This is a genomic window from Paenibacillus sp. T2-29, from assembly GCF_052921365.1.
Genome location: NZ_JBREVE010000001.1, coordinates 234,614 through 247,805, shown reverse-complemented (window position 1 = coordinate 247,805; position 13,192 = coordinate 234,614). Strand labels below are relative to the sequence as shown.

The 13,192-nt window shown below is 46.9% G+C and carries 10 protein-coding genes; all 10 read left to right on the top strand.

What is annotated here, in order from left to right:
- The first annotated feature begins 49 nt into the window (after positions 1–49).
- The 10 genes from nth (at position 50) to ACU1JV_RS01530 (ending at position 13,125) form a co-directional block, all read left to right on the top strand.
- On the top strand, positions 50–724 hold the full coding sequence (gene nth, locus ACU1JV_RS01575) for an endonuclease III (RefSeq protein WP_413986528.1): 675 nt from the start codon (positions 50–52) through the stop codon (positions 722–724).
- A gap of 68 nt (positions 725–792) precedes the next feature.
- On the top strand, positions 793–1,065 hold the full coding sequence (locus tag ACU1JV_RS01570; RefSeq protein WP_013310628.1) for a hypothetical protein: 273 nt from the start codon (positions 793–795) through the stop codon (positions 1,063–1,065).
- Positions 1,066–1,238: 173 nt separating this feature from the next.
- On the top strand, positions 1,239–1,784 hold the full coding sequence (locus tag ACU1JV_RS01565; protein WP_413986527.1) for a glutathione peroxidase: 546 nt from the start codon (positions 1,239–1,241) through the stop codon (positions 1,782–1,784).
- Positions 1,785–1,971: 187 nt separating this feature from the next.
- Positions 1,972–5,640 (top strand): dynamin family protein, encoded by a 3,669-nt coding sequence (locus ACU1JV_RS01560; RefSeq protein WP_413986526.1) that lies wholly within the window; start codon positions 1,972–1,974, stop codon positions 5,638–5,640.
- 256 nt (positions 5,641–5,896) lie between these two features.
- Complete coding sequence (locus ACU1JV_RS01555) at positions 5,897–7,672, top strand: ABC transporter ATP-binding protein (RefSeq protein ID WP_013371589.1); 1,776 nt, start codon at positions 5,897–5,899, stop codon at positions 7,670–7,672.
- The gene (locus tag ACU1JV_RS01550) at positions 7,669–9,507 is read left to right on the top strand and encodes an ABC transporter ATP-binding protein (RefSeq protein ID WP_058712283.1); all 1,839 of its coding nucleotides are present in this window, start codon (positions 7,669–7,671) and stop codon (positions 9,505–9,507) included. Before ACU1JV_RS01555 ends, ACU1JV_RS01550 begins: the two co-directional genes overlap by 4 nt.
- 129 nt (positions 9,508–9,636) lie before the next feature.
- Positions 9,637–10,821 carry a formate-dependent phosphoribosylglycinamide formyltransferase gene (purT, locus tag ACU1JV_RS01545; RefSeq protein ID WP_019687815.1) on the top strand — a complete coding sequence of 395 codons (1,185 nt, stop codon included), beginning with the start codon at positions 9,637–9,639 and terminating at the stop codon, positions 10,819–10,821.
- Complete coding sequence (locus ACU1JV_RS01540; RefSeq protein WP_013371586.1) at positions 10,814–11,275, top strand: GNAT family N-acetyltransferase; 462 nt, start codon at positions 10,814–10,816, stop codon at positions 11,273–11,275. Before purT ends, ACU1JV_RS01540 begins: the two co-directional genes overlap by 8 nt.
- 204 nt (positions 11,276–11,479) lie before the next feature.
- Positions 11,480–12,217: a CAP domain-containing protein gene (locus ACU1JV_RS01535; RefSeq protein WP_413986525.1), complete on the top strand. Its 738-nt coding sequence runs from the start codon at positions 11,480–11,482 to the stop codon at positions 12,215–12,217.
- A gap of 227 nt (positions 12,218–12,444) precedes the next feature.
- Positions 12,445–13,125: a TIGR00266 family protein gene (locus tag ACU1JV_RS01530; RefSeq protein ID WP_013371584.1), complete on the top strand. Its 681-nt coding sequence runs from the start codon at positions 12,445–12,447 to the stop codon at positions 13,123–13,125.
- Positions 13,126–13,192: the final 67 nt, after the last annotated feature.

Sequence of the window (13,192 nt, the reverse complement as noted above, 5' to 3'; positions counted from 1 at the left end):
CGGGCTATCCCGTATCAAGACGTTTTTTTTGCTAGGAGGTAGGATTTCCGTGAATGCAGCAACCGCACGTCATATATTGGACACCATCGGTACGATGTTTCCGGATGCCCATTGTGAGCTGAACCATGACAATGCTTTTGAATTAACGATTGCCGTGTTATTGTCTGCTCAATGCTCCGATCAGATGGTCAATAAAGTAACGGCAGACCTGTTTCAAAAATACAAGTCACCTGAGGATTATTTGGCTGTTCCTCTTGAGGAACTGGAGCAGGATATTCGTAGAATCGGCTTGTACCGAAACAAGGCCAAGCATATTCATAACCTCTGCCGGATTTTAATAGACCAGTACGGGGGAGAGATACCTTCGGAGCATGATCAACTGGTCGAGCTACCCGGTGTTGGCCGCAAGACGGCTAATGTCGTAGTATCTACTGCCTTTGATGTACCAGCTATTGCGGTAGATACGCATGTAGAGCGCGTTTCCAAACGGCTCGGCTTTGCAGGGTGGGATGATTCAGTGCTTGAGGTGGAAAAAAAGCTGATGAAAAGGGTACCTAGGGATGAATGGTCTGTGACCCATCACCGGCTCATTTTTTTCGGACGCTACCATTGCAAAGCTCAAAACCCTCAATGTCAGGTGTGTCCATTGCTGGATGTGTGCAGGGAAGGCAAGAAACGTATGAAAACGTCTCTTATCAGAAAAGATAAGAAACGTAGAGCTTAAAGACCCGAAAGACCTATAAAGGTAATAAGAGGGTTTAACCATTTATGTGTAGAAAAGGATGAAGAGTAATGAAGTGCATTTCGGTATATACAGATAATTTTGAGGCGTTCTCCGATATTTTTGAGCAAATTGTAACAACAGAGTTTGCTGAAAACGAAGAGCGCGAGCTAGAGGGAATCACAGTTAGTCATTCTGGTGATGTCCCTGAGCATTACCTGGAGCGTATGTCACAAAAACCAGAAGTGGTCGTAATGAAGGATAAATCCCGTGGAATTACGATCTTACAGCATGGTCAAGTATTTGAAATTTTGCTGCCAGTACTTGAGACTGCAGCTAATTAAGTGTAATTAGCGGACGACATGCGTTGCATGTTCCGGTATAGGCGGCTCGGCTGGTCTAACCAGCCCGCAGGCGCATATACGAACCTTGAAGACCGTCATAAAACGCTGGATATGGATGATTTCACATATTTAAATATGAAATCTTCGATTACATTTTCAGAGGAGTTTCTTAAATGAGCATTTATGATTATTCAGCCATTGCGATGAACGGCAAGGAGATCACCCTTAGTGATTATAAAGATAAAGTAGTGTTGATTGTAAATACGGCCAGCCAGTGCGGTTTTACATTTCAATATCAGGATTTGCAGCGTCTATATGATCAATATAAGGATAGAGGCTTGGTGATTCTCGGGTTCCCATGCAATCAATTTGCCGATCAAGAGCCGGATTCCAATGAAAGGGTGCAAACATTTTGTACTCTGAATTATGGTGTCGCATTCCCCATGTTCCAAAAGGTGAATGTACGTGATGAGCAGGCTCACCCGTTGTTTACATATCTTGCTTCGTCGTTGCCCTTTGAGGGCTTTGATGAAACACATTCGGTTGCCAAAATACTTATTCCTTTAATTCATGAGCGTCATCCTGAGTACTTACCAGGAGATTCGATCAAATGGAATTTCACAAAATTCCTGATTGATCGGAACGGGAAAGTGATCAAACGATTTGAAGCAACGACAGACCCTCTGGATATGGAAGAATATATTGAAGCATTACTGTGATGATCTGTTTTGGACATTATAAAATAAACTTATGGTTTGCCATTTACAAGAACGCGTTCCCGAAAGCCAGGTACAGGCAGGGAGCGCTTTTTTTAATTTTTTAATGTGATGATTCTCACAGTGGCTTAGGAATGCTACAATATAGCTATTTGGTGCAGATAAGAAACAAGGAGTGAAACCGTAGCTTATGATGCAAACGATTACAGGAGATGCGGAAAAGTGGTTGAATACGATAGAACAGATACAGGATAACTTGCGTAAAACAGGGGATAAAGCGGGAGCGAGGGCGCTAGGGGATTTACTGGAAAAAGCGCATGCGCAAGAGCTGACCATTGCCTTTTGTGGACATTTTTCAGCAGGTAAATCGAGCTTGATTAACAGCCTGTGCGGTAAAACCGTGCTCCCATCTGGACCGGTGCCTACAAGCGCTAATGTAGTGTCCATCCGTCATGGACGTTCGAGAGTGCTTATTCATCCAGCCCGATCGTTGGAAAACCCGGAGCCGGAAATCGTGGAAGCTTCCCTGTCCGAGCTTGCTGAGTATTGTAAAAATGGTGGAGCCTATGAATCAGTTGAAGTATGGGAGGATATACCGATATTATCTGGTGAAGGAGTGCTGCTGGATACACCCGGCGTAGATTCCACAGACCACGGACACGCGATGGCGACACATTCAGCTTTACATTGGGCTGATATTGTTTTTTATGTGATGGACTACAATCATGTCCAATCTGAAAATAATTTGTCTTTTGCCAAAAGTTTGTCGGATTGGGGCAAGCCATTATATTTGATCATCAATCAAATCGATAAGCACCGAGAGCGGGAGCTATCCTTTACACGTTATCGTAATGAGGTGGAAAGCAGCTTTCATGCCTGGCAGGTACATTACACGGACATTCTGTTTACTTCCTTGAAGGAACAGAATCACCCCTGGAATCAGTGGGAGCAGTTGACGTGCTTGATTTCGAATTTGCTGGAGCGCAAAGCAGAGCTTTTGGCTTATAGTTTAGTGTCTTCTATGCACCATTTGGTAGAGCAGCATGTGGAGACGGTGCAGACCGCTGAAGAAGAGGAACTAAACGCACTGCTCAAAGAAGCAGGTGGAGAAGAGGCCATTTTGCGCCTGGACATAGAGCAGAAGGCCTTACAGCAAGAGGATGAACACTGGAGGATGCTTCCAGAGCAGGAGCATAAACGGCTTCGTCAAGAGCTGGATCATCTACTGGAACATGCTCATCTCACGCCTGCGGAGCTACGTGAAGCGGCTGGCGAATATTTAGAAAGCCGCAAGCCGGGCTTTAAAACAGGGTTATGGTTTGCCGGAGGAAAGACGGAGCGAGAAAAGGAGCGCCGTTTGGCCCGGCTGGCAGGGATGCTGAGTGATCAGGTGGAGGGACAACTGTTGCCTCATGTGCGTGAGTTACTGAGGTCATGGGGAGAAGGTCAAGGGCTGTGGACCGCTGCGATGGAGCAGGAGCTGGATGACATCCGCCCTGCAATGGATCGGCAACTGGTAGAGCAGACAGTAAAGGAAAATGCTTTGTCTCCGGAGTATACGTTGAACTATTGCAAGGACCTGCGCGCTGCTGTGACCGCTGATTGCCGCCGCAAGGCGTTGGCGCTGGTAGACCGCCTGCTGGCCCAGCTTGCGGTACGGGCCGAAGCCAGCCGCGAGGCTCTCGCGGATGCGCGCACTGCGTTGCTGGCGCAGGCGGACGCGGCGAGCCGTTACAGCACTCGCCTGCAAGCCTTGGCTTCGCACGCCGACCTGCTGCGTAGCATGCTGCCGCAGGCTTCCGCGCCTGGCGGGTTGCCCCGTGTGGGCACGCCTGCTCCTGCGGCCGACACCAAAGCTGCTGCCCCGACAGATACGGCTTCAACAGGTGCCGTGCGTCCAGACATTGCTGGCTCGCACAACGCATCGGTGCAGCCACAAGCAGGCATGACGACAGCGCAGTCTGCCGCCGGGGGCCGCCGTACGCGGCTGGATGCAGCAGCGACAAGATTGAAGGCGGCCGCTGCATTGGTAAGCCCGTACCCTGCGATGCAGGCGGCTGTTCGGGATTTACATGCGCGAGCTGCTGCACTGGAGGACGGGCGCTTTACACTGGCGCTATTCGGAGCATTCAGTGCCGGCAAATCCAGCTTTGCCAACGCTTTGCTGGGCGAAGCGGTGTTACCCGTATCGCCGCATCCGACGACAGCGGCGATTAATCGCATTATGGCGCCTACAAGTCATGAGCGCCATGCCACGGCTGACGTCCACATGAAATCAGTGGATACGTTGCGGGAAGATCTTAAATACTCATTTCGGTTATTAGGATTGGGAGAGCCAGCATCCGTGGGCTGGCAAGAAGCCGTAAATTCGTTATCACCAGAAGGTATTCATCCTGCGGGAAGGCCTCATTACAGCTTTTTGAAGGCTGCTGCAGCTGGATGGGAAGAAGCTGAAAGCTTGCTAGGACAACAGCTTCAGGTGAATCTAGAGCAATATCGAGATTTTGTCGCATCCGAGCGCAAATCATGCTTCGTGGAGCATATCGACCTTTATTATGATTGCACTTTGACTCGTCAGGGCATCGTGCTGGTGGATACGCCAGGTGCCGATTCTGTGAATGCACGGCACACAGGTGTGACCTTCAATTATATGAAGCATGCAGACGCCCTTGTATTTGTGACATACTATAACCATGCGTTTACGCAAGGAGACCGGCAGTTCTTGAATCAATTGGGCCGAGTCAAAGAGACATTGGCGCTGAATCAGACGTTTTTTATCGTCAACGCATCCGATTTGGCGTCTTCTGAAGATGAACTATATTCTGTGACTCAGCATGTACAGGAACAACTTCAGGCGAACGGAATCCGAAAGCCGCGTATTTATCCGCTTTCCAGCATGCTGGCGTTGGAAGCAGCCGAGCAGGGAGAGGCTTCGCTACGTGCAGCTTCACGGTTTGATGTGTTTGAGAATGATTTTTCGGCATTTGCAGCCGAAGAGCTGGCAGGTTTGTCTATTGCATCTGCTATGCAGGAGCTGGGACGTCTGCGAAGCCGAATAGAGCAACATGCTGCTGATGCCCGGTATAGCGCTGAAGAGCGTGAGCTCCGATTAGAGCAATTAACTCGAATTCGTGGGGAACTGGAGAATGTGCTCCTTGGTTCGACTGACAACAATGGTGGATCTGTGCTGTCGGACGAAACCGATGAACTGTTGTATCATGTACGCCAAAGGCTAGCCTACCGGACGGGTGAATTTATGGCAGAAGCGTTCCATCCATCTGTTTTGCGTGAAGGAGTAGGTGATCTTCGTTTGGCCTTTGCATCTTGTGGTCGTGAGCTGATGCGATTGATCGAACTGGAGTTGTCTCAGGAATTGCTGGCAACCACCCTCAGACTAGAAAAAATGGGGCAAGCCTTGGTGCGTAAAGCTATCCAACAGTGCGTAGATCACATGAACCTTCAGTTGAATGGGCTAGATTGCACAGTTCCTGGATTTAGAGAATGGGTTGTCCCCGAACTGAGCGATATTTCCTTACAGGAGTCCATTCAGTGGAAGGATTATTGGAATAGCTTTAAAAATCCAAAGCTATTTTTTGAAGGGACGGGTCGGGCGAATTTACAAACTAGACTGGAGCCCATATTACGCCAGTTAATCGGAGAAGCTGTGGATCAGCAGCGAGAACGAATGTCTTCTTTTTACGTTGCTATGATGCAAGAGGAACAAACGTGGCAGAAAGCACAGCTACGAGAGCAAATGCTGGAGACGATTCGTGGTATGGAACATGCACTTAACGGCGGTGAGGAGCCACAAGTTTGGGAAGAGCTTGCTGATCAGCTCGCGAATTTAGTGTCAATATAAATATGTTCATGATTGCATTAAGGTCAAGACACCGGGTTGTGGGACAATCCGGTGTTTTAAGCATACTTCAAAAAGAAAGGAAAACTGAGGAAATAGCCATATTCAATGATAAGAAAGCGATTTAATTTGTCTAATCACCTACCAATTGCGAACCTGCCTGAAAACGGCCCGTTATCCTCTTTGCCGCCTTGGAACACGGATGGTAAACTTCACTAAGCCATATAACAACGTCGTGCAACTAATGGAGGGACTTGACATGGAAGTGCTCAGGCAACTGCAAGTTTTTTTTCGTGAGAGGAGACATTATCTATTTCTTTCCATTCTATGCCTTGCGATAGCGACGGCCTTGGGACTGGTGTATCCGAACCTGCTCCAACGGCTCATTGATAACGCTATCATTCCCGGTGACTTCGAGAAAGTTCCGGTTCTGGCTCTGACTGTACTGGGAGTCGTGATCATCAAAGGGTTTATGCAATTTTTACATGGTTTTTTTGGTGGACGGCTAGGTAACTATCTGGCGTATCGACTTCGCAATGCCTGTTACGAAAAGCTGCAATTTCTGTCCTTCAGATATTATGACACCGCCAAAACGGGGGATCTTATGTCCCGTCTGACTGGTGATTTGGAGGCGATTCGCAACTTTATCGGGTTTGGTTTTGCGCAACTCCTCAATGTGCTACTGATGGTCGTATTCGGCTCTATCATGATGCTGTATATTAATTGGCAGCTCACCCTCTTTACGATGATCAGCATGCCATTGCTACTCTTCGTCACATTCAAATTTGAATCTCGGATTCATCCCACCTTTCAGGAAATGCGAATTGCTCTCAGTGCCCTGACGACAGCGGTACAAGAAAATATTACAGGTGTGCGAACCGTTAAATCTTTTGCTCGCGAATCCTATGAAGTGGAAAAATTCTCCGTACGTAATGAGCAGTACAAAAGTAACCAAATTCAGGCTGCTTCCTTATGGAGTCGATTTTTTCCTGCGATGGAACTGATTGCCTCGGTCAGTGTGGTTCTTCTCTTGGGCATGGGTGGATATCTAGTTATCCAGAAGTCAATGACCTTGGGGGAACTCGTCGCTTTCTTTAGCTTAATTTGGTATATTATCGGTCCCATCTGGAGCATTGGCTTTCATATCAATAACTATACGCAGTCCAAAGCTTCCGGTGAAAGGGTTTTGGAGTTGCTGAATCAGTCTGTAGATGTAACCGATGAAGCTGATGCACTTACACTCAACGCCGATCAGGTGAAGGGTCATGTGACGTTTGATCATGTTACCTTTGCTTACGGAAATAAGCTACCTGCTGTTGTTGACATAAATCTGGATGCGCCACCGGGATCGGTCATTGGGATTTTAGGAGGAACAGGTTCCGGGAAGTCGACCATTATTCAACTACTCATGCGAGCCTACAATGTGAATGCAGGAAGCATCAAGCTGGATGGGACGGATATACGTCATTTGAAAATTCGCGATTTACGTGCTCAAATTTCTTCTGTGTTTCAGGAGACGTTTCTGTTCTCGTCCTCTATACGCAACAATATTGCATATGGGTTAAGTCATGTCAGTATGGATGACATCATACGCGTTTCCAAGCTGGCTCAGGCGCATGAATTCATAACTGAATTACCGCTGGGCTACGACACTGTTGTTGGTGAACGTGGATTGGGACTGTCTGGAGGGCAGAAACAACGGATCGCCATCGCGCGCGCACTACTCAAAAATCCGAAAATTCTCGTGCTGGATGATGCTACCAGTGCGGTCGACATGGAGACGGAGCATGAAATTCAGTCCGGTTTTCAAGAGGTTATGCGTGGACGCACAACGTTTATTATAGCTCATCGAATCTCTTCGCTTCGTCATGCCAATGAAATTGTAGTGCTTGAGGAAGGACGAATCGTCCAACGTGGAACACATGAACAGCTCATTGCTACTCCAGGTCCATATCAAGATGTGTATCATATTCAATACGCCGATTACATAGCGGAGGCTCCAGACGGTGTATCCGAAGGGCAGGTGAGACCATGAATATTCCAGTAGAAAAAGCCAAACCGTTAAAGAAGCCGACCAATGAGCGCTTTGTCTATCAAGATGATGAGGTCATTGATAAACCGTTTAACTGGGCGGAATTCAAACGTTTGCTAGCATACATGAAACCTTATGCCCGTCAGATTCTGCCGATTCTTCTGGTCATGATGATTCTCGGCACGATTACTAAGTTGACGGTTCCATATTTGATCAGTCTGGCCATTGACAAGGCCATTGCTCCCGCATGGCCTGCACTGCCGAGCGTAAAGTTATTGTTGCTCATTACGGGTGCCGTGCTCTTGTTATATTTAATTCAATGGGCAGCCAGTACGTACCGCATTAAATTCACCAATATTATTGGTCAGCGGGTTATTTACGATTTGCGTGAAGATTTGTTCAAGCATATTCAGAAGCTTTCCTTTAACTTTTTTGATAAAAGACCGGCGGGTTCTGTATTAGTACGTGTGACGAATGACATTAACTCGCTACAGGATTTATTTACGAATGGTGCAGTGAATGTCCTGATTGACTGCGTACAGCTTTTCGGAATTATTGTTATTTTGCTGCTTATTAACTGGAAGCTCGGTTTGGCAGTGATTGTGACCGTTCCGATCATGTTTTTGATCTCGACCAAGCTGCGAGTACGCATCCGTCGCGCCTGGCAAGAAGTACGCATGAAGAACTCGCGTATCAATTCTCATTTGAATGAATCTATTCAGGGAATTCGTGTGACACAAGCATATACGCAGGAGCAGGAAAACATGGCTTATTTCGACGATATGAACAGCTCCAGTAAAAAATCGTGGGATAAGGCTTCTGCTATGAATCAGGTCTTTGGACCACTTATTGATATTACCGGAGGATTAGGTACGCTTGTGCTGTTCTGGTTTGGAGCGCATTTAATTCAGACAGATCAGCTTACGGTGGGGCTGCTGGTTGCATTCGCCAACTATGTAGGGAACTTTTGGGAGCCAATCAATCGGCTGGGTCAAATGTACAATCAGCTACTGGTTGCGATGGCTTCTTCAGAAAGAATTTTTGAATTCATGGATGAACAGCCGAATATTGCAAACAAACCGGGAGCAAAAGCCTTACCGCCTATCCGGGGTGATATTCAATTTGAAAAAGTCATTTTTGAATATGAAAAGGGACGTCAGGCGCTTAAAGGTATTAATCTTTCTGTCGAGGCGGGTCAATCTATAGCGCTTGTAGGTCATACCGGATCAGGTAAAAGTACAATTATTAATTTGCTCAGTCGTTTTTATGACATTACGTCAGGGCGACTTACCATTGATGGTTATGATGTGCGAGATGTCACGGTGGAGAGCTTGCGCAGCCAGATTAGCATCGTGCTTCAGGATACATTTATTTTTTCGGGGACGATACGCGATAATATCCGATTTGGCCGTTTGGATGCAACGGATGAGGAAATTGAAGCGGCTGCGAAGGCGGTCAATGCTCATGAATTCATTGTTCACTTACCAGATGGCTATGAAACAGAGGTAGAGGAGCGTGGAGGGATGCTGTCCATGGGCCAGCGCCAGCTCTTATCCTTTGCTCGTGCCTTACTGGCTAATCCGCGAATTCTTATTCTGGATGAGGCCACAGCTAGCATTGATACGGAAACGGAGCTGAAAATTCAGGAGGCTCTTCAGGTTCTATTGGAAGGCAGAACTTCTTTTATGGTTGCTCACCGTTTGTCCACTATTCGGAATGCTGATCATATCGTTGTACTGGACCATGGGGAAATCCAGGAAAGTGGTAATCATGAACAATTGATGAAAAAACATGGAATATATCGGGGGCTGGTGGAAGCACAGTTCAGATTTTTGTAAAAAAAAGATCAAAAAATCGCGTTTTTTGTAAATTAAAATGCCGAGCACTATTGCATTCTTGGAGCTAAACCCTGAAAATAAAGATGAAAAGAGATCAGAGCAATATCGTCAGAGGGGGAAGAGTTCAAGATGTGGGGTGCTCCTTTTTCTGCCAAGGCTAAGAAGATGCTACTGCTGGGTAGCGGCGAATTGGGAAAAGAAGTCATTATTGAAGCTCAGCGGCTTGGCGTGGAATGTATTGCTGTAGATCGCTATGAGCTGGCTCCAGCAATGCAGGTGGCTCATCGCTCTCACTGTCTGGATATGCAGGATGCTGAGGCGTTGAAGGCATTAATTCGCAAGGAACAGCCCGACATAATTGTACCTGAAATCGAAGCTATTGCTACGGGTGCTTTGGAAGAATTAGAGCAAGAGGGATTTCACGTAGTACCAACGGCCCGGGCCGCCCGTCTTACGATGGACCGGGAGGGTATCCGCAGGTTGGCTGCCGAGAAATTACAGCTTCCGACTGCCGCCTACCGTTTTGCAGATCATTTTGAGCAGTTACGGTCGGCGGTTCAAGAGCTGGGCACGCCATGTGTGGTCAAACCCTTAATGAGTTCGTCGGGTAAAGGGCAGTCTGTATGTCGGACACTCGAAGACGCAGAATCCTGCTGGAATACGGCGCTGGAAGGCGCGCGTGCCAAAACGACACGTGTCATTGTTGAAGCTTTTGTCCCGTTTGAGAGCGAAATTACCTTATTGACCGTCAGATCGGAATCAGGCACGACTTTTTGCCCACCGATTGGCCACATTCAAAAAGATGGGGATTATGTCGAATCTTGGCAGCCTCATGGCATGACGGACAAGCAGCTTTCGGAGGCGCAAGACATTGCCCGTACGATTACGGATGAACTGGGTGGTTACGGATTGTTTGGCGTAGAGCTGTTTTTAACGGCTGATAGCGTCATATTCAGTGAAGTATCACCGCGTCCGCATGATACAGGTATGGTAACCATGATCACGCAGGATTTGTCTGAATTTGCGCTTCATGTACGGGCGATTCTCGGATTCCCGGTGCCTTCGGTCACGCTGCTTACACCAGGAGCTTCAGCTACCTTGAAGGCAGAAGTGGCTACGCGCGATTTCGCAATAAGCGGTCTGCATGATGCACTATTGCTACCCCGGACACAGGTGCGAGTGTTCGGGAAGCCTGAAACCAAGCCGGGACGCCGGATGGCTGTAGCGCTTAGCGCTGCAGAAGATGTGGAGACAGCACGGAAGACAGCCAAAGAAGCTGCCAATATGCTGAAAGTGGAGGTAAATCATGTCTAACAGTGTGATGATTCCAGTACTGACAATTCGTTCCGTAGAGCTTGGCGATTGTGAAGCCGTAACTGGACTACTTAGAGAAGTCGGATACCCGATGACTTGTGGCGTTATGAAAGAAGTTATGGGAACAGCGCAGGAGGACAGTCAAGCGAATATGATGGTTGCAGAAATGGATGGTTGTGTTGTCGGAGTAATCGGCATGCATACGGCTCAAAGCCTGGCCTATCCTGATCCTGCTGTACAAATCACCATGCTGGTCGTGAGCGGGGAGTATCGCGGCGAAGGCATTGGCAAACGATTGGTTGCTTGTGGTGAGGAGTGGGGGCGTGCGCAAGGCTGCTATCATTTATTCATTACTGGAGCGAATAACCGCATCAAACAAGTAGAGGCCCGTGCTTTCTACAACCGAATCGGCTTTGAGAAGCAAGGCTACCGTTTCAGCAAAAAGCTTAGATAATCAGCTTGCAACAAACAATCTAATACTTAAAGCCTCAATATTTTTAACTTAGTCCTGTTCGCCATTGCCGAGCAGGCTATTTTTTTTCCAACTTTTATACCATTGATGATGCTATAAAACATGATATACTGCTAGAGTAAAGATTACAAAGTTGTAACCTGAGACGTTCACACCAAGGCACTTATACAACAAGGAGATGACGAAATGAAGAATATGTTGAAAAAAACACTGGTGATGGGAAGCTTAAGCGCCGTTTTATCCGCAGGATTCATCGTTCCGGCATCAGCTTCACCAGCTGACGATTTGTCTGCCCAATTACAACAGTGGTTTCAAAATAACGGATACACAGTCAATATGTCCAACGGGACGACAACAATAACGAAGACTGTCATTAAGGATTATTCTGAAAAGGACAAGGCTAAAACAAAAACAGCAAATTCTTCTTCTGGCAAGCAAACGACGAATCAGGCTAGCCAAAAGGCTTCAAAGACTGTTACCAAGCAACAGACCCAAACACAAAACGCCAACTCAGGTGCAGGTCAGTCTACAGATTCTAATGCACAACTGAGCAAGTCTCAATTTGCAGCCGAGGTGGTAAAACTTGTAAACAACGAGCGCAGCCAAAAAGGTCTGAAGCCCCTCACCTCTAATGCGAAGCTTACAGAAGTAGCCTTAGCGAAGGCGAAGGACATGAGCACGAACAATTACTTTTCCCATACATCTCCGACTTACGGTTCACCATTTGATATGATGAAAAAATTCGGTGTAACTTATACGTATGCGGGTGAGAATATTGCAATGGGACAAAAAACACCACAAGAAGTAATGAAGGCCTGGATGAATAGTCAGGGACATCGTGAAAATATTTTGAAGGCAGAATATACACAAATCGGTGTGGCTTACTACAATGGATATTGGGTACAAGAGTTCACACGTAACTAAGTTGATAGAAAAAACGTTTCAAACGTCATTTCTGTTTATAAAAAGATAGTGACGAAACGTAATTTAGAGACCCGCTGACAACGTTCAGCGGGTCTTTTTATGTCGCTTATGACTCTTCAAGCATAAACCATTTCTCTATCCCAGAAAAGACATATGGGACGCGCTTATAGTATGATGACAGTAAGCTGAATGGATAACAGACTACTTTTGGAAAGCTAGGTGAACAAATGAGCTACGAAATCGTGCATGAAGGTGCCTTTGCTATGCTCAAGGTACAGTTGAGCCCCGGAGAAACCATTAAAGCGGAAATGGGAGCGATGGTTTCCATGTCTTCCAGTGTAGATATAAAGGGGACGGTAGACGGTGGACTGTTACGTGGTTTAGGCAGAATGCTGAGCGGAGAAAAATTCTTTTTTCAAGAGCTGAGGGCAGCCCGGGGACCCGCTGAAGTACTGCTAGCCCCCGCAAGCATAGGTGATGTACAAGCAGTGGAACTAGATGGCACGTATAGGCTGTTGGTCCAAAAGGACGGTTTTTTGGCCTGTACAGAAGGTATTGAGGTTAGTACCAAAATGCAAAACCTGATGAAAGGTTTATTCTCCGGTGAAGGTTTTTTTATTGTAGAAATCAGTGGCCGAGGCACAGTATTCCTATCCTCTTATGGAGCCATTCACCCTATTTATATTGCGCCAGGAGAAGAGCGTATTATTGATAATGCTCATCTAGTGGCGTGGCCGGATTATATGGATTATAGAATTGAAAAAGCATCTAAAGGCTGGTTGTCCAGCGTAACGAGTGGGGAAGCCCTTGTATGTCGTTTTCGCGGTGAAGGCACAGTACTGATTCAAAGCCGAAATCCGGGTAGTTTTGGACAATGGATTAGAAGTTTCATCCCTGATAGCAAATAGTTTCTTTCCGTCTAATCCCGCTGATGAGAGGAAGGGCTATTCGCACAAAAAGTATGATAAAAGGATG

Bases quoted from the DNA above. Each gene is read 5' to 3' on its own strand.
- ACU1JV_RS01570 (WP_013310628.1), top strand. From the start codon at position 793: ATGAAGTGCATTTCGGTATATACAGATAATTTTGAGGCGTTCTCCGAT.
- ACU1JV_RS01565 (WP_413986527.1), top strand. From the start codon at position 1,239: ATGAGCATTTATGATTATTCAGCCATTGCGATGAACGGCAAGGAGATC.
- ACU1JV_RS01560 (WP_413986526.1), top strand. From the start codon at position 1,972: ATGATGCAAACGATTACAGGAGATGCGGAAAAGTGGTTGAATACGATA.
- ACU1JV_RS01555 (WP_013371589.1), top strand. From the start codon at position 5,897: ATGGAAGTGCTCAGGCAACTGCAAGTTTTTTTTCGTGAGAGGAGACAT.
- ACU1JV_RS01550 (WP_058712283.1), top strand. From the start codon at position 7,669: ATGAATATTCCAGTAGAAAAAGCCAAACCGTTAAAGAAGCCGACCAAT.
- purT (WP_019687815.1), top strand. From the start codon at position 9,637: ATGTGGGGTGCTCCTTTTTCTGCCAAGGCTAAGAAGATGCTACTGCTG.
- ACU1JV_RS01540 (WP_013371586.1), top strand. From the start codon at position 10,814: ATGTCTAACAGTGTGATGATTCCAGTACTGACAATTCGTTCCGTAGAG.
- ACU1JV_RS01535 (WP_413986525.1), top strand. From the start codon at position 11,480: ATGAAGAATATGTTGAAAAAAACACTGGTGATGGGAAGCTTAAGCGCC.
- ACU1JV_RS01530 (WP_013371584.1), top strand. From the start codon at position 12,445: ATGAGCTACGAAATCGTGCATGAAGGTGCCTTTGCTATGCTCAAGGTA.